The sequence below is a fragment of the Streptomyces viridochromogenes DSM 40736 genome, assembly GCF_000158955.1.
Taxonomy (GTDB): domain Bacteria; phylum Actinomycetota; class Actinomycetes; order Streptomycetales; family Streptomycetaceae; genus Streptomyces; species Streptomyces venetus.
On the sequence record NZ_GG657757.1, the window covers coordinates 8,481,070 to 8,497,641 of the forward strand.

Here is a 16,572-nt window from a genome sequence, read left to right on the forward strand (position 1 = left end):
CGGTTCCTCAGTCCTTGTCGAACTCGGCATCGATGACGTCGTCGTCACCGCCACCGCCGCCCGGGCCGCCGCCGGTCGCACCGTCTCCGGTGGTGTCCTGGTCGGGACCGCCCGTGGTGGCGCCGCCCTGATGTGCCGACAGCCCGGACAGCACCTGCTGGAGTTCGGAGGTCAGGGGCCGCACCCGCTCCACGCCTGCCTCCTCCTTGACCGCCGCCCGGGCGTCCGACACCAGCATCTCGGCGCGTGCCTTCTCGTGCGCGGGTGCGGCGTCGCCCAGCTCGGCGAGGCGCTTGTCGACCTGATAGGCGACGGCGTCGAGCTCGTTGCGGGCGTCGACGGCCTCGCGCAGGGCCTGGTCCTCGCCCTGGTTGCGCTCGGCCTCCTGGACCATGCGTTCGACTTCGCCGCGGTCGAGGTTGGAGCTCTCGGTGATGGTGATGCCCTGTTCCTTGCCGGTGTCCTGGTCTCGGGCCTTGACGTTGAGAATGCCGTTGGCGTCGACGTCGAAAGTGACCTCGATCTGCGGTTCGCCGCGCGGCGCCGGGCGGATGTCGGTGAGCTGGAAGCGGCCGAGCACCCGGTTGTCGGCGGCACGTTCGCGCTCGCCCTGGAGGACGACGATGTCGACGGCGGGCTGGTTGTCCTCGGCGGTGGAGAAGGTCTCGGTGCGGCGCACGGGGATGGTGGTGTTCCGCTCGATGATCTTCGTCATCACGCCGCCCCGTGTCTCGACACCCAGCGACAGGGGCGTGACGTCGAGCAGCAGGACATCCTTGACCTCGCCCTTGAGTACCCCGGCCTGGATCGCGGCGCCCAGGGCCACGACCTCGTCGGGGTTGACGCTCATGTTGGGTTCCTTGCCGCCGGTCAGCCGGCGCACCAGCGCCTGTACGGCGGGAATGCGGGTGGAACCCCCGACCAGGATCACCTCGTCGATGTCGCTCTCGCCGACCTTGGCATCGGTCATGGCCTGCTGGACCGGCCCGAGGCACCGCTCCACCAGATCGCTGGTGATCTGCTCGAACGTGGACCGCATGACCGAGTCGGTCAGATGCTTGGGCCCCGAGGCATCGGCCGTGATGAACGGCAGGCTGACCTGCGTCTGCGTCACCGAGCTCAGCTCGGTCTTGGCCTTCTCCGCCGCCTCGAACAGGCGCTGCAGGGCCTGCGGGTCCTTGCGCAGGTCGATGCCGTTCTCCTTCTGGAAGTCGTCCGCGAGGTAATCCACCAGACGCCGGTCGAAGTCGTCACCGCCCAGGTGACTGTCGCCCGCCGTGGAACGCACCTCCACCACGCCGTCGCCGACGTCGAGGATGCTCACATCGAAGGTGCCGCCGCCGAGGTCGAAGACCAGCACCGTCTCGTGCTGCTTCTTGTCCATGCCGTACGCGAGGGCGGCCGCGGTCGGCTCGTTGATGATCCGCAGCACCTCCAGTCCCGCGATCCGCCCGGCGTCCTTGGTGGCGGTGCGCTGGGCGTCATTGAAGTAGGCGGGCACCGTGATGACCGCTTCCGTGACCCGCTCCCCGAGCTGCTTGGAGGCGTCGTCGGCGAGCTTGCGCAGTACCTGGGCGCTGATCTCCTCGGGCGCGTAGAGCTTGTCGCGCACCTTGAAGCGGGCGACGCCGCCTTCACCCTCGACGACGTCGTACGCCACCGCCCTGGCCTCGTCCGAGATCTCGTCGAAGTGCCGGCCGATGAACCGCTTCGCTGAGTAGATGGTGCCCTTGGGATTGAGGATCGCCTGGCGCCGGGCCAGCTGGCCCACCAGCCGTTCCCCGGTGTCGGTGAAGGCCACCACGGACGGTGTCGTACGGTTGCCCTCGGTGTTGGGCACGACGGAAGGCTCGCCGCCCTCCCACACGGCGATCACCGAGTTCGTGGTGCCCAGGTCGATGCCCACTGCTTTGGCCATGAGGAACTCCTCCCGGTGCGGCGGCAGGCGCCGCAACTGCGGTCCGATGGTTCAGGTATGGGCGGGACGTCCGCCGACGCCGGCGGTCTGCAGCCCGCCGAGCAGCCGTACGGCCTCGTCGGCGACCGCGTCGTCCACGACGACGTCGTACCGGCTGGGCTGCATCGAGCGGACCGAGGCGAAGTCCCGGCGGCCGCCCTGCAGGGCGTACAGCAGCAGACCGAACAGCGCGCCCACGATCGCCCCGAAAATCAGGCCGTAGAGGGCGACGAGCAGGGCTGAGACGATCGGGTCCACCCAGTCGAGCAGGCCGAAGAGCCAGCCGATCAGCGCACCGGGAAGGGCCCCGCTCGCCGCACCGTGCAGGGCGGCCCGGCCGTAGTCCATACGTCCGACGACCTGCTCGACGAGGCGGACGTCCTGGCCGATGATGGCCACCCTCTCCACGGGAAACCCCTGGTCCGAGAGATGGTCGACGGCGCGTTCGGCTTCCTGGTACGTCTCGTACGTGGCAACGGGCCTACGAGGCTGCTCTGTCATCGCCCAGTCCTTCCTGCCGGTATGCACGGCGCACCCAGCACGCCCCAGACTCGCGAACCGAGCAGCTCTGCGCCTGCACCCGGCAGGTCAAAGAACAACGGAGCCGGTCGCCCCGCGAGCACGAAGTGAGAGCCGGTCGCAGAGGGGTACACGGAGCCCGCCCACCTCTATGAGGGCTCGGGAAAGGGAGTGACCCATGGTCGACCGCTGGGTCCGGAATACGCACCGAGGCCGTCCCGACCAGGAAGGCAGCCTTCCAGGAGGCCGTCCCGGGCAGGACCAAACGGCCTCGTGGAGAGGGTCCCCGCCGCAGCTTCCCAGCCCGGCCGACCCGGCCGACCCGGCCACCGACGAACTGCTGGCAGTCTCCCACGCCCTGTTCGACACCCGGAACGAAGGCGAGATCCTGCGCCTGGCCATGGCCCACGTGTCGGCCGTCGGCCCGTACAGAGCCGAGGCCGGATACCTCAGGGTGCACGGCCAGCTGGTCCTCAGCCCGCAAGCAGGGCCGGACCATGCGTCAGCCGTCGACCGGACGGTGCGGGAGCTGACGGGGCGGGACGGCCCCGTGGCCGTTCCCGGCCGGTCACGGGGCTGGGCCCTGGCCCTGCACGGACCCGGTGGACTGCTCGGCTACCTCGTGGTGACGTCTGGCTCCCGGCCCACCCAGGCCCAGCACTTCCTGCTCACCACGCTGGTACGTCTCACCGCCGCGGCCCTGTCGGTCGCCGTCGCGTACCGTCGCCAGCAGGAAGACGCGCTGGAGCTGCACCGACTGCGACGAGAACGAGCAACCCTCCAGGGCCGACTGATCACCTTCATGGTCGAGGTGGGATATCAGCAGGCCGTGCACGGAGCCCTCGCCGAGGTCGCGGCCTCGGGCGGCGGCGAAGAGGCCATCACCAGCGCACTGCATGCGCTCACCGGCTTTCCCGTGCTGGTGGAGGACCGCTTCGGCCGACTGCGGTCCTGGACCGGTCCCGGCCGGCCCGACCCTTATCCGGAACCGGACCCCGCACGCCATGAGGAGATGCTCCAGGGGGTCGCCCGGAGAGGCGGACCCGTGCGCATCAAGGACCGGCTGATCTCCCTGGTACGCCCCCGTGGTGAGGTCCTCGGAGTGCTGGCCCTGGTCGATCCCCGGCACGACGCCGACGAGTACACCGTGTTCGCGCTGGAGCAGGCCGCCACGTCACTCGCCCTGGAACTGGCGCACGCGCGCCATCTGGCGGAGGTCGAGCTGCGACTGCACCGCGAACTGGTCGACGATCTTCTGGCGGGCACGGACGAGGCGAGCGCCTACGCCCGGTCCGAGGCGTTCGGACACGACCTGCACCGCATCCAGTACGTGGTCGTCGTGCAGTGGACGAGCCGGGCCGCCGACGACGCTTTCGCGCGGACCGTGGGCCGGGCGGCTTCGGCCGTGGGTATGCCGTCGCTGGTGACTCGGCGTTCCGACCACGTGGTCCTGGTCGCCGAGGGCAGGCCCCACGACCACGCCCTGTACGAGACGCTCGCCCGGGAGACCGGCACACCGGACGGCACGATCGGGGTGAGCGCCCGCTGCGACACCCCGGACGGTATTCCCGGCCGCTACCAGGAAGCACTGCGTGCCCTGGAGGTACGCCGCCGGTCCCGAAGCCGATACGGCACGACGTTCTTCGACGATCTGGGCCTCTACCGCATCCTGGGGCCTGGAAGCGAGTACCAGGAGCTGGAGGCGTTCGTTCGGGAATGGCTCGGACAGCTCGTCGACTACGACAGCGGGCACCGTACGGCGCTCGTGGAGACTCTGTCCCGGTACTTCGACTGCGGCGGCAACTACGCCGAGACCGCCGATTCCCTGGCGATCCACCGCAGCACGCTGCGCTACCGGCTCCAGCGCATCCGCGAGATCAGCGGCCATGACCTCACGAACGTGGAGGACCGCCTCAACCTGCAGGTCGCGACCCGGGTGTGGAAGATCATGCTGGGAGGACCCGATTGAATCGCCCACGCGCCGCAGGGGCGATTCGCTGTGCCCGTCGCCCGTGGGAGCAGGGAGTAGTGCGTGGAGGTCTTGGCGGCGGGACGCCGTACCGCATACGGCGCCGCCCCGAGTCTCGTCCGCCATACGACAGCACTCACCGACGAGGTCAGTGGTCTGCTGGTACGCATGGCATGTGTGCCAACTGAGAGTCCTCGTCACATCAGGCCGCACAGACAAGCCCTATAACCCCGCTATCTGGTTCCAGCGCTTGCCGAACTCCCTTCGCTCCGTCGACGTGATGTCACGTGCGACGGCGAGTCGGCTGCGCAGCTCCGCGTCCGGGAAGATCAGCGGGTTCTGGGCGAGGGCGGCCGTCTCCTCGTCCTTGGCGGAGGCGAGGACGTCCTGCGCGGCCGGGACCGGACAGACGTAGTTGACCCATGCGGCCAGTTCGGCGGCGACCTCGGGGTCGTAGTAGTAGTCGATCAGCCGCTCGGCATTCGTCTTGTGGCGGGCGAGGTTGGGGATCATCAGCGACTCGGCCCACAGCTCGGCGCCCGCCTCGGGGACGACGAACTCGACGTCCGGGTCGTCCGCCTGGAGCTGGATCACATCGCCCGAGTACGCCTGACAGGCCAGGACGTCCCCGCTGGACAGGTCCTTGAGGTAGTCGTTGCCCGTGAAGCGCCGGATCTGTCCCCGGCTCACCTGCTCCTCGACCTGGTCGCAGACCGTGTGGAAGTCGTCGGCCTTCCAGTCGGTGATGTCGACCCCGTTGCCTTGCATGAGCAGCGCGAACGCCTCGTCCATACCGGACAGCAGGGTGACCCGCCCCTTCAGGTCGCTCGCCCACAGATCGGAGACCTGCCGTATCTCCCGGCCGGTCCTGCGCCGGTTGTAGGCGATCCCGGTGATCCCGGACTGCCACGGAACCGTGAATCTGCGGCCGGGGTCGAAGGCGGGTGAACGCAACTGCGGATCCAGATACTTGGTCACATTCGGCTGCCGTACCCGGTCCATCTCCTGCACCCAGCCGAGCCGCACGAACCGCGCGCACATCCAGTCACTGATGACGATCAGATCACGGCCGGTGGACTGATGGTTCATCAACGCCGGGCTGATCTTGCCGAAGAACTCGTCGTTGTCATTGATCTCCTCGACGTAGTCCACCGATATGCCCGTGCGCCTCTCGAAGCCCGACAGGGTCGGCCGCCGCGCCTCGTTCGCGTCGTCGGTGTCGATGTACAGCGGCCAGTTCGCCCAGACCAGCCGCCGATCGGTGGCGGAGAGATCGGCGGCGGCGCGGTCGCCGGGCCGCACGTACGCGGCCGGGACACCGCACCCGGCGAGTCCGCCGAGCACCGCGCCCGAGCCGAGCGCACGCAGCAGGGTGCGGCGGGAGAGCGGAGGGATCGTGTTCAGGGGCATGCGGGCAGCATGCCGCGCCCATCCACGACCGAACAATCGGCACCGGCCAAGGCGCCGTGGAGGAGGGGGAGCAACCGGTCCCAGTGGTGTTGCAGCGCGGCGGGGTCGAAGGCGTCGGTGTCGGACATGGTGAAGCCGTGGACGGTGCCGGGACAGATCTCGGAGGTGTAGTCGACACCTGCGGCAGCCAGGGCCTGGTCGAGCTCACTGAGGGCCTCGGGTGTCATGTCGGTTTCGGCGTGGCTGGTCGGGGTGGGCCGTGGCGGTGCGCATCGCGAGGAGGCCGCCTGTGCAGTAGCCGGTCACCGCGACCGGTCCGGCGCTTGGTTGATCACCTGGCGGCTTCGGCGATGCCTTGAGGTCTGGTCCGGACGCGAAGCGGAATCAAGGTTTGCGGCAGGTTTCTGCAAGCCTCGCCCTGCATGGTCGTGCCACCGGGTGGTGTCCGGACGGCCGCCAGGCCGTCCGGGACAGGCCGGAACGCGCAGGTGCGAGGGGTGCTCGGTGTCCCGGACAGCTATGGAGCCCTACGTGTGTTGCGGCCGGCCGGGCAGGTGGTCACCATCGGGCTGCAACGTCGCAGCGGCGTCCCCGCCGCATCCTCAAGAGAGGCCACGAGATGAGGCATCACTGTCCGCCCCGCCCCGACGACGTGCTCGACCCCCGGTCTTTCGTGGACCGTATGCGGGCGCTCAAAGCGTGGTCCGGGCTGACGTACCGGGAGATAGCGGCTCGCGCACACCGGAACGGCGACACGTTGCCGCCCAGCACGCTCGCGGCGGTGCTGGGCCGCGCCACTTTGCCCCGGGAGGACGTGGTGAGGGCGTTCGTGCGGGTCTGTGGCGGCGAGGATGAGACGGACGCCTGGTTATGGGCGCGCAGCGGGATCGCCGGGGCCATCGGGGCGCCGGTCGGCCCGGGTGGGGCGCCCGGGCCGGCTCAGAACGACGGGGAGGGCATCGGCGGACGTCACCAGATGGGCGACGCAGCCGTCGCGGCAGTGTTCGCCGCCGGTTGCCTGACCTCCTGGTGGTGCGGCAAACGGCTCGGCAGCAGGGCCACACGGCGACACCACGGCCACGGCACGCACTGAACGGGCCAGCCGTGCGCTTCCCGTGTGCCGCGGACGCGGACCCCATGCGCCGACGCGGAGCGGTTCCGCCGGACGAGCGGGAGTCACCGCCGGTGCGCGCCCTCGGCCTGGCGCAGGGACCGCGCCACCACCCCGAGCACGTCGCCCAGCGGGAAGAAGCCCAACTGCCGTGAGTCCACGCTGGCGGCGGCGTTGTCGCCGAGGAGCACCACGCGGCCCGGCGGCACCCGCCCCTCATGCCCCTCATGCCCCCCATGGTCCTCATGGCCCTCCGCGAGCTGAGGGAGCGACCCGGGCGGCACCGGGTCCCCCGGCACCGCCGCCACCCTCTTCACGATCAGCGGACTGTGCCGGTCCTCCCGCCAGATCGCCGGTGACCGGGGTCGCAGCACCACCACGACCTGCCCCCGGCGCACCGTGCGCGTACGGCGCACCAGCAACTGGTCCCCGTGGTGATGCGTGGGGGTCATGCTCGTCCCGCGCACGGTGACGACGAGCAGACGGCGGGCGGCGCCCGCCCCGCAGGCCGTGAGGACGGTCAGAGCCACCGCCGGCCCCCAGACGTCCCGCCCGCCGGTCACGGTGACACCTCCGTCATCGCCGCCCCCTCGGACGGCCCGGCGGCGTCGGGAAGGTAGCCCGTGGCCTGGAGTGCGAAGAGCCGCGCGTACTCGCCGCCCGCCGCCAGCAGCCGCGCATGATCGCCACGCTCGACGACGCGCCCGCCGGAGAGGACGGCGATGACGTCGGCATGGCGGAGCGAGCCCATCCGGTGGGAGATCAGGATGCTGGTCCGGCCCCGGCGGTGCCGCGCGAGCGAGGTGTGGATCTCGTACTCGGCCTCGGCGTCCAGTCGCGCCGAGGGCTCGTCGAGGATCATCAGGTCCCGCTTGCCCCGCAGGAAGGCACGTGCCAGGGCCAGACGCTGGCTCTGCCCGCCGGACAGCAGCACACCCGACTCGGGGCCGTCCTTGTCGCCCTCCATGAAGAACGTCCTGGTGAGCGGTGTCTGATAGCCCTTCGGCAGCTTCTCTAGGGTGTCGTGCGCCCCGGCCCGCCGCGCAGCCGACACGATCTGCTCCTCGTCGTCGAGCGCGCCCAGGTCCCCCAGCGCGATGTTCTCGGCCGCCGTCAGGTCGTACTGCACGAAGTCCTGGAACACCGCGGTGATCCGGTCGCGCAGCTCCGCCGGATCGACCTCGCGCAGGTCGACACCGTCCCACAGGATGGTGCCCCGGGTCGGATCGTAGAAGCGGCAGAGCAGCTTGACCAGCGTCGTCTTGCCCGCCCCGTTGAGGCCTACCAGGGCTGTCGAACTGCCCTGGGGAATGGTCAGGTTGACGCCCCTGAGAACCCACGGATGGCGGTCGGAGTACCGGAACCACACGTCGCGCAGCTCGATGCCCCGGCGCAGGGCGGGCAGCGGCCGGGGATCCGGCGCGAGCACCAGGTCCGGCGGGGCCTCGATCACGTACCGGTAGTGGCTGAAGATCAGCAGTGACTCGCCGGCACGGGCCGCCTCGTGCGCCAGCGCGGCGAAGGCGGACTGGGTACCGGCGATGGCGGAGACGAGGAGCGTGACGTCACCCGCCGACAACTCGCCCCGGTACGTCGCGCGCACCGCCCACAGCAGACTCCCGCCCGTCATCAGCGCGGCGAGCAGCCCGAGGCCCGACTGTACGGCGACCTCGCGGCGGTCCACGGCCCGGCGGGCCGCGTTGGCCGTCCGCCGCTCGGCGAGCATCCGGTCCCGCAGGAAGCCACCGATGGCGAAGAGGCGCACCTCCTTGGCCGCCTCGGCGTCCGCCAGGAGACCGCCGTAGAACCACTCCCGCCGCTCCGCCGCCCCGACTCGCCAGGCCACGCCGGCCCGCCGACGCGACAGGGCGATCTCCGCGCAGAGCGTCGGCACTCCGGCGGCGGCCACCAGGACGGTCAGTACCGGGTTCAGCACCAGCAGGGAACCCAGGAAGCCGGTGACCGTGATCGCGGACCGCGCCAGGCCGAGTGCCGCGTTCATCACCTGGGCGGGGAGGCGGCCGCCGCCCTGCCGGGCCAGTTGCAGCCGGTCCAGGAAGTCCGGGTCCTCGAAGCGGCTCAAGCCGGGGAAGCCCGCCGCCTTGGTGAAGAGCCGGGCGTCGGCGCGCAGTGCCGTACGCCGGTCCACCTCCGCGGACAGGTAGCGGCACACGTGCGGCAGCAGGGCGGCGACAGCGCCGACGGCCGTGAGGCCGAGCGCCGGGACGAGCAGCGCGCTCATCCCCGCGTCCGATCCCAGGTTGTCCAGCACCGACTTCATCAACCACGCCGAGGCGACCGTCAGCAGACCGGCGGCCAGACTCAGCACGCTGTACAGCACGCATGCGAGCGGAGCGGCTCCGGCCGCCAGGGTGGCGGCCAGCAGCAGCCCGCCCCGGCGCGCCGGCACGGATCGATTCATCGCGCGGCCGTCTCCCGAGCCAGGTCCACGACAAAACCGGTGACGACGGTACGGTCCCGGTCCGAGCTGACGCGCAGTGTCGTGGGGAACGCGTCCACGCGCAGGGCCGCGCACACCGGCCCGCCTCTCGGCTCCACGACGACCCGGGTCACCGGGCTCAGCTCCTGGACGAAGCGCTCGCATTCCTCCGGTTCGCCGACGACGACGGCGAGCGTCCGGTCCCGTCCGCCGGGCTCGGCGGCCGCGTACGCGACGAGTTCGGGCAGCTTTTGCCGGCACGGCTCGCAGGTGGGGGAGAGGAAGGCGATCAGTGCCCCGTCCGGCAGCGAGGCCCGGCTGACCGGTGCCCCGTCCACCGCCACAGCGGTGAAGGCGGGCAGTTCCTCTCCGGGACGCAACGGCGTCATCCCCCTGCCCGGCGCCCCCGCGCGCCCGGCCGGACCGTACTCCCGCAGCTTCTTGATCACTCCGATGGTGAGCAGCAGATCCACTGCGCACAGGGTGCCGACGAGCACCACTGCCGAGGCCAGAGCAGCCATCCAGCACCTCTCAGTCACTCAGTCATGAAAAGGGGCAACGGGCCGGAACAGACTCACCAGGTCCTCCGCCACGGTGACCAGGCCACCGGCAACCGCGCCCGCGCACCACGCCACCGCGACCATCCCGGCGTCCGAACCGCCGGCCGGGCCGGTCACCACCGCCGCCGCCCCCACCCCGGCGAGGGACGCCAGCAGCCCGTTCCGTACGACGTGCGCCCGGCCCAGTGGTTCCGCTGAGCGTCCGAAGCACCGGCAGCGCACGGTGGTTCACCTGCTCACCGACCGGGCGACTACCACGGCGAACACGGCGAGAAGCGCGGTGGCGGCCAGCAAACCCGCCAGTGCCGCCGGGGCGTACGGCAGGATCAGCGCGAGACAGACGGCGCCCTCCACCGCGACCATCGCGGAAGCCACCGCCCGCACGGCTGCCCCGGGCACCACGGCGAGGGGCCGCAACGAGTCGGCGAAGGCGGAGAACGCCCCGGCCCTGCCGACCTTGCCGGCCACGGCGATGAGGAACACGGCGGTGAGCAGCCCGCGCACGCCGTGAGCGAAGTAGTTCATTGCCGCCTCTCTCAGGGCCCGGGGCCCGCCGGCCGGGTCCACCGCGCGGCCCTGCGCGATAGTCCGTCGTGCTCAGGAGGGAGGGCACACCGAGCGGTACGCCCTCCCCGGGTCATCGGTGCTCCGCCGTCAGCAGGGGCTCTCCGACGGTTCGCCCCACCAGCGGCAGTTCTTGCCCTTGTCGTTGCAGCACCAGTCCTGGTAGCGGCCCTCCATGTTGCAACGCACGATGCACTGGAGCGCGTCCGCGTCGGCGGAGGGGAGGAACCGTTCCAGAAAAAGAAAGTGCCGAGATTTCCGAGCCTGTTGAGCATGACCACTCCTCATAGTCCGGACCCGACCCGATGAGCGGGCGGGATGAACGGTGATGAGTCTGGGGTGGGGTGAGCATGGGTTCAACGCTGGAACGGTGTTCCGACACGTTCCGAACGTGTTCCGACCCGCGGGCCTGGTGAGAGGGCCTGTCCGGGACGCTCCGCAGGCTCGTTCCGGACGCCGACAGCACACACCTCCGGACGGGCACGAAGGTTCGAGCAGCCGTCAGGGGGAAGGGGAGAGGCAAGAAACAGAGCATTCCGGCAGCCTCCGAGCGGTGCTCTCGAAGGCCCCCCGGGTGTCCTCAAATCCTCCGGGCCCGAAAACTCTGTATGGGCATTGAGCCTCAGAGAACTGCGGCAGGCAGGTGAATCTGTCAGACGCACGGCTTCGGACCGGATGCGCCTCCCACAGAAGAGGGCCAGTGTCGAGCTGAGCCGAGGAGGCGCGATGGGCAGGGGAACCGGAGCTCAGAGGGAAGGTGACACGCGAGGTCGGCGAAGCAGGTCCACGGACGACCCCGGACTGAACCAGCTGCTCGTCCGAGCCGCGGACGGCGACGAACAGGCCTTTGCCGGTGTGTACGACGCCCTGGCGGACCGGGTGATGGGGCTGGTCTGCCGTGTGGTGCGGGACAAGGCCCAGGCGGAGGAGGTGACCCAGGACGTGATGGTGGAGGTGTGGCGGACCGCCGACCGGTTCCATCCGGCGCGCGGAGCCGCCCGGAACTGGGTGCTCACCCTCGCGCACCGCCGCGCGGTGGACCGGGTACGGTCCGTCTCCGCGAACCGCGCCCGCGAGCTGCGCGCTGCCGTCCGGGAACAGGAACGCTCCTTCGACACCGTGGCCGAAGAGGTCGAGGTGCGGGAGGAGCAGCGTGTCGTCTTCCGCTGTCTGGCCCTGCTCTCCCGCGAACTGAGACTTCCCCTGGTGCTGGCCTACTACGAAGGACTGACCTACGCGGAGGTCGCGGAAGCCCTCTCGACGCCTGAGGGCACCATCAAGTCGCGGATGCGTCAGGGGCTTCAGCGCCTGCACGACTGCCTGGAGGCCGGCTCGTGAACCTTGCCGACGACCCCCACCTCGATGTCGGCGCGCACGTGCTGAACGCCCTGCCGGCCGGTGAGGCAGCCGCCTTCGAGAACCACCTGGCGGCATGTTCCCAGTGCCGCCTGGAGGCCGAGCAGCTGTCCGAGGCGGCCGTGGGGCTGGGAGCGGCCGAGACGAACGCGCCCTCCGCGGACCTGCGCCGCCGGGTGCTCGGCCAGATCGCCACCGTGCGGCAGGACCGGCCCGTCGCGCTCGAGTCCCGGCGCCGGCGCCGCCTCCGAAGCGGACTCGGGCTGGCGCTGGCCGCGTCCGTGGCGGGGGCCGTGGCCCTCGGAGGTGTCGCCTGGTGGCAGAGCTCGGAGGCCGACACGGCGCGTGAGCAGTCCGCCGAGGTCCGCGCCGGCTACCGGGACATCGCCGGTGTCCTGGCCGCACACGACGCCACGATCAGCACCGAGAAACTCGCGGGTGGCGGGACCGCCAGTGTGGTCGCCTCCCGGGCAGAGGGCCGCGCCGCGTTCATCGCGGACGGGCTGCCACGGCTGACCGACGACCAGGTCTACGAACTCTGGTTCGACGAATCGGGGCAGTACCGGCCGACGGGGCTGGTGTCCGCTGCGGGCGGGCATCAGGCACACCTTCTGGACGGGCGCATGGAGCGGGCCACCGCCGTCTGTGTCACGGTGGAACCGGCAGGAGGCTCCCAGCACCCCACCACCGAACCCATCGGCGTCATCTCCGTCCCCGCGTGACGACACCTGCCCCCGTGACAACACCGGGCCGCTCACCGCATCGGCCCGCGCCGCGCCTGTCGTTCGGCCCGCCGCGTCACCTCTCGGCCGACGTGACAGCCACCGCGACGGCAGCCGCGCACTCCGCCCCCACCGCCACGTCGTCGACCGCCCAGCCCGGCACCCGGCGAGGCCCGTGCGGGCAGGCGCCGAGGTGGTCGGAGCGGAGGTCCCATCCGAGTCCCGTGCCGAGCCCTTTCAGGTAGGCCTCCTTGCGTGTCCACACGCGGGCGAAGGCGGCGGGGCGCCGGTTTGGCGGACACGCGGCGAGTTCGTCGGCCTCCCGGGGATGCAGCGTCGTCGTGAGGGCGGCGACGACTTCAGGGTCGGGCAGCCGCTCGATGTCCACGCCGACCGCCGTGTCCGCGAAGGCGAAAAGGCAGAGACCGGGGGTACGGGAGACGGAGAAGCACAGGGACACCCCGGGCACGTCGGGACGGCCGTGCGGTGCCCGGCACACGGGGCAGGGCCGCCGAACCAGCGGCACGTCCGACGGCTCGATGCCGAGGTAGGCGCCGAGGAGCAGACGCAGGCACACGTGGGCGACCCGGTAGCCGTCCCGGTCCGCCACCCGGTGAAGCGCCGCAGCCCGCGCCCGTTCCCCGCCGTCCAGCAGCGCGTCGGCGAGCGGGGCCACGGCGCCGCTGAGGTCCTCCACGCGCCCCAGCCACAGCCGGGGCCGGCCGGGGCGAGGCGGCTCAGGGAGCCGGGCCCAGGCGCCGGGGGTGAGCCGCTCGGGACGCAGGGCCGATCTCACCGTGAGGAGGCACATGGCCCGGCCGCCCTCAGTCGGAGGCCGCCCGCACAGCACGCGGGTCCGCCGTACCCTCACCCTGCGACGGGGCGAGCGTGTCGCCGCCGTAGAGGGCCTGCACCCAGTTGCTCTGGTAGATCGTGTCGAGATAGCGCTCACCGAGGTCCGGGGCGATCGCGACGGGCGTGAGGCCCGGCGTTCCGTGCCGGGCGAGCCAACTCGTCGCCCCGCTGACGACCGTGCCGGTCGAGCCGCCGAACAGGAAGCCCCGCCTCGCCATGCTCCGGCAGGTTCGGATGGCATCGGCCTCCTCGACGCGGACCGCCTCGTCGACGTAGCTCTCGTCGAGCAGGGGAGGCCGGACGCTCATGCCCAGGCCGGGGATCATCCGCCGACCGGGCGGGTCGCCGAAGATGGCGGAGCCGACGCTGTCCACCGCGACGATCCGCACCGGCCGGTGCCAGGAGCGGAACCAGCGGGCGCAGCCCATCAGCGTGCCGGTCGTGCCGACGCCGACGAACAGCACATCCAGGAGCGGGAACCAGCGGGCGATGGCCGGGGCCGTCCTGAAGTAGTGCGCCCTCCAGTTGTCGGGGTTCGTGTACTGACTCAGCCACACATAGCGGTCGTCCGAGGCGCACAGACCGCGCAGGTGGGCCAGCCGCGCGCCCAGAAGCCCGCCGGTGGCGTGCTCGTCGGAGACGACGTGGACCTGACTGCCCAGGGCCTCCATCATCAGCCGGGTGGCCAGGTTGCACCGGGAGTCCGTCACGCAGACGAAGCGGTAGCCCTTACTCGCCGCGATCATGCTCAGGGCCACACCGAGATTGCCGGAGGAGGACTCGACCAGGATCGAGTCCCGCCTGAGGGTTCCGCTCCGTTCGGCGGCCTCCACCATCTCGGTGGCGGCCTTCAGCTTGATGGAACCGGCGAAGTTGAAGCCCTCGCACTTGAGGAAGAGCCGGTGTCCCGTCATCGGCTCGAGGTCGACGTACAGGTCCTCCTCGTTGAAGGCGTGGGGGACGGATATGACAGGCACGATGTTCTCCTCGTACGCCGGACGCGGGGCGGGTTCCGTCCTCAGCCGTGCCGGCTCAGTTCGTGAAAGAAGTCGTCGATGACGTGCAGTTCGCCGGATCGGGCCACCTCGTCGTAGACGTAGCTGCCGACGGCGAGGTCCAGTACGCCCAGGCCGAACGGCGAGAAGACCACCGGACGGTCCGCCGGGACCGTGACGCGGCCGTCCATCACGTCGTCCAGCGTGCCGAGCAGGAAGTCGCGGTTGCCGGTGAGGCGTTCGGTGAGGTGCGGCGAGGTCGAGGCCCTGAGGCAGTGGTCGATGTCGTCGACGACGTTGGTGGCGTCGAGCAGTACCTGCGGCGAGAGGTCGCGCAGCGACACGTGCAGGACCACCGGGTTGTGCCGGAACCACGACGGCTCGCTGATGTGCGGCCGGTCGGCGACCGTGGCGAAGACGATCAGGTCGCTGAGGCGGATGAGGTCCTCGGCGCTGCGGTGCACCGTGACGCGTCCGACGGCTCCGGACTGCTCCAGGTAGGTACGGAAGCCGGCCGCGCTGTCGGCGGACAGGTCGTGCACACCGATGGCGTCGAAGGACCAGCCGGTGCCCTCCAGATACGAGTGGATGTAGCGGGCGATCAGACCCGCCCCGACGAATCCCAGCCGGGCCGGGCGCGACCGTCCCCTGCTGAGCCGGTCGGCCGCCGAAGCGGCGGACGCCGCGGTCCTGGCGGCGCTGATGATCGAGCTCTCCATGCAGGCGAAGGGATAGCCCGTGGCGGGGTCGTTGAGGATGAGTACGGCGGAAGCCCGGGGGATGCCCGAGGCGACGTTGGCGGGGACGCTGGAGATCCATTTCAGGCCGTCGACCCCGCCGTCGCCGCCGAGCGAGGCGGGCAGGGCGATGATCCGCGACATCGGCCGGTCGGGGAAGCGCAGGAACGAGGACGGCGGGTTGACCGTACGGCCGGCGCCGTGCAGACGGTACGTCGCCTCGACGACTTCCACGACGGTCTTCTCGCGGCCCTGCAGCACCTCCTTGACCTGGCTTCCGGGGATGACCGCGAAGGGCGGCACCGCGGGGGTGTCCGTCCGGGCGGTCTGCGGGACCGTGTGCACGGTGGTCATGCCGCTTCCCTCCCCACCTGCGGTCCGGGAAGGCCGGGACGCACGGGGTCGGCCATCGCCACCACGATGTTCCGCGGCCCCTGGTACGCCTCCCGGCTGTGCGCGGTGCGGATGTTGTCCACGAGCATCAGGTCCCCACGCTGCCAGGACCGGCGTACGGTGTGGGCCTCGTACGTCTTGTTGATCTGCTCGACGACGTCCGGGGACACCGGATCGCCGTTGCCGTGACGGGTGTTGAAGGGCAGTCCGTCCGGTCCGTACTCCTCGACCAGGAACTCCCTGACCTCGGGCGCCATCGTCCACTCGTTCAGGAACGCGATCTGGTTGAACCAGCAGAACCGGCCGGAGACCGGGTGCCGCACGACCGCATGCCGGTGCTGGCGCGTCCGCAGCGAACCGTCCGGCTGCCAGGACCAGTCGATCGCATGGGCACGGCAGTAGCCCTCGACCCCGGCGCGGTCGTCGGTGCCGAAGGACTGACCGAGCGTCGCGCCGATCCCGTCGTTGTAGGCGCGGGTGAGCAGCCAGCCCTCCCGGGCGAAACGGTCGACGAGGTCGGCCGGCAGCGCGTGCAGGACGGCGGTCGCGTCGGCCACCGCGGTGGCGCCGCCTTCGAGGGGCGGCTCCAGGCACGCGAACATCAGCAGGCCGGGGCACCGGACGGCGTAGCTGAGTTCGTGGTGCATGCACATCGGTTGGTTGGGCGGCCAGGCAGACGACGAGTAGACGCCGTCCGCGTGGCGGTCGCGCGCGGCGAACGCCTCACGCTCGGCCATGAGGTGCTCGGTCATCCGGCGGAGGACCGACTCGACGTCGGCCGGGGTGCGCAGGCCGAGGCCGCGGACGGTGAGCGCCCCGTGCTCGGCGACGAGTTCGCGCAGCACGTCCCGACGGCCGGCCACCCAGGCCGCCGCGTCCGTGGCCTGCGGGGTGCCCTCGGCGTCGAGCACCGGAAGGCCGTCCGGGGCCGGTTTCGTGGTGGCCCTGTTCTTGCCGAAGAGTGCCGACAGCATGTCGATCTCC

16 protein-coding genes and 1 pseudogene are annotated in these 16,572 nt (G+C 71.0%); 4 read left to right on the plus strand and 13 right to left on the minus strand.

The window, feature by feature from the left end; translation table 11 throughout:
- Positions 1-7: 7 nt before the first annotated feature.
- Both dnaK and SSQG_RS37290 read right to left on the minus strand, forming a co-directional pair.
- Positions 8-1,918, minus strand: a complete 1,911-nt coding sequence (dnaK, locus tag SSQG_RS37285) for a molecular chaperone DnaK (protein ID WP_003995184.1) — start codon at positions 1,916-1,918, stop codon at positions 8-10.
- 51 nt (positions 1,919-1,969) lie between these two features.
- A complete protein-coding gene (locus SSQG_RS37290) occupies positions 1,970-2,458 on the minus strand; it encodes a general stress protein (RefSeq protein ID WP_039934472.1) in 489 nt (162 codons plus the stop codon).
- Positions 2,459-2,654: 196 nt separating this feature from the next.
- On the opposite strand from SSQG_RS37290, the gene SSQG_RS37295 reads away from it, so the two are divergent.
- Positions 2,655-4,445 (plus strand): PucR family transcriptional regulator, encoded by a 1,791-nt coding sequence (locus tag SSQG_RS37295; protein ID WP_003995186.1) that lies wholly within the window; start codon positions 2,655-2,657, stop codon positions 4,443-4,445.
- 222 nt (positions 4,446-4,667) lie between these two features.
- Here the strand turns inward: SSQG_RS37295 and SSQG_RS37300 are convergent, their stop codons facing one another.
- Entirely contained in the window at positions 4,668-5,855 is a 1,188-nt protein-coding gene (locus tag SSQG_RS37300; RefSeq protein ID WP_003995187.1) for an ABC transporter substrate-binding protein, read from the minus strand.
- A pseudogene (locus tag SSQG_RS38440) lies at positions 5,846-6,176 on the minus strand (dienelactone hydrolase family protein); the annotation flags it as partial. The gene SSQG_RS37300 and the pseudogene SSQG_RS38440, both read right to left, overlap by 10 nt.
- A gap of 361 nt (positions 6,177-6,537) precedes the next feature.
- On the opposite strand from SSQG_RS38440, the gene SSQG_RS38445 reads away from it, so the two are divergent.
- Entirely contained in the window at positions 6,538-6,948 is a 411-nt protein-coding gene (locus SSQG_RS38445; protein ID WP_158681175.1) for a helix-turn-helix domain-containing protein, read from the plus strand.
- An 83-nt stretch (positions 6,949-7,031) separates the two neighbouring features.
- Here the strand turns inward: SSQG_RS38445 and lepB are convergent, their stop codons facing one another.
- From lepB to SSQG_RS37330, 5 genes are read right to left on the minus strand one after another with little or no spacing between them, the layout of a single operon-like run.
- Positions 7,032-7,529: a signal peptidase I gene (gene lepB / locus SSQG_RS37315; protein WP_003995190.1), complete on the minus strand. Its 498-nt coding sequence runs from the start codon at positions 7,527-7,529 to the stop codon at positions 7,032-7,034.
- Complete coding sequence (locus SSQG_RS37320) at positions 7,526-9,388, minus strand: ABC transporter ATP-binding protein (RefSeq protein ID WP_052310405.1); 1,863 nt, start codon at positions 9,386-9,388, stop codon at positions 7,526-7,528. Before SSQG_RS37320 ends, lepB begins: the two co-directional genes overlap by 4 nt.
- Positions 9,385-9,927 carry a TlpA family protein disulfide reductase gene (locus SSQG_RS37325; protein WP_039934473.1) on the minus strand — a complete coding sequence of 181 codons (543 nt, stop codon included), beginning with the start codon at positions 9,925-9,927 and terminating at the stop codon, positions 9,385-9,387. The genes SSQG_RS37320 and SSQG_RS37325 overlap by 4 nt, the downstream gene beginning before the upstream one ends.
- Positions 9,928-9,945: 18 nt before the next feature.
- Entirely contained in the window at positions 9,946-10,188 is a 243-nt protein-coding gene (locus SSQG_RS41610; RefSeq protein WP_003995193.1) for a hypothetical protein, read from the minus strand.
- Positions 10,189-10,194: 6 nt separating this feature from the next.
- Positions 10,195-10,491 (minus strand): MauE/DoxX family redox-associated membrane protein, encoded by a 297-nt coding sequence (locus tag SSQG_RS37330; protein WP_039934474.1) that lies wholly within the window; start codon positions 10,489-10,491, stop codon positions 10,195-10,197.
- Positions 10,492-11,256: 765 nt separating this feature from the next.
- Between SSQG_RS37330 and sigK the strand changes: the two genes are divergently transcribed.
- Both sigK and SSQG_RS37340 read left to right on the plus strand, forming a co-directional pair.
- Positions 11,257-11,868 carry an ECF RNA polymerase sigma factor SigK gene (gene sigK / locus SSQG_RS37335; protein WP_078506993.1) on the plus strand — a complete coding sequence of 204 codons (612 nt, stop codon included), beginning with the start codon at positions 11,257-11,259 and terminating at the stop codon, positions 11,866-11,868.
- Positions 11,865-12,608 carry an anti-sigma factor gene (locus tag SSQG_RS37340; RefSeq protein ID WP_003995197.1) on the plus strand — a complete coding sequence of 248 codons (744 nt, stop codon included), beginning with the start codon at positions 11,865-11,867 and terminating at the stop codon, positions 12,606-12,608. Before sigK ends, SSQG_RS37340 begins: the two co-directional genes overlap by 4 nt.
- A gap of 76 nt (positions 12,609-12,684) precedes the next feature.
- Here the strand turns inward: SSQG_RS37340 and SSQG_RS37345 are convergent, their stop codons facing one another.
- From SSQG_RS37345 to SSQG_RS37360, 4 genes are read right to left on the minus strand one after another with little or no spacing between them, the layout of a single operon-like run.
- Positions 12,685-13,404 (minus strand): 4'-phosphopantetheinyl transferase family protein, encoded by a 720-nt coding sequence (locus tag SSQG_RS37345; protein WP_244299413.1) that lies wholly within the window; start codon positions 13,402-13,404, stop codon positions 12,685-12,687.
- A gap of 28 nt (positions 13,405-13,432) precedes the next feature.
- On the minus strand, positions 13,433-14,440 hold the full coding sequence (gene sbnA / locus SSQG_RS37350) for a 2,3-diaminopropionate biosynthesis protein SbnA (protein ID WP_003995199.1): 1,008 nt from the start codon (positions 14,438-14,440) through the stop codon (positions 13,433-13,435).
- A 41-nt stretch (positions 14,441-14,481) separates the two neighbouring features.
- Positions 14,482-15,549, minus strand: a complete 1,068-nt coding sequence (gene sbnB / locus SSQG_RS37355; RefSeq protein ID WP_003995200.1) for a 2,3-diaminopropionate biosynthesis protein SbnB — start codon at positions 15,547-15,549, stop codon at positions 14,482-14,484.
- The gene (locus SSQG_RS37360; protein ID WP_052310408.1) at positions 15,546-16,562 is read right to left on the minus strand and encodes a TauD/TfdA family dioxygenase; all 1,017 of its coding nucleotides are present in this window, start codon (positions 16,560-16,562) and stop codon (positions 15,546-15,548) included. Before SSQG_RS37360 ends, sbnB begins: the two co-directional genes overlap by 4 nt.
- Positions 16,563-16,572: the final 10 nt, after the last annotated feature.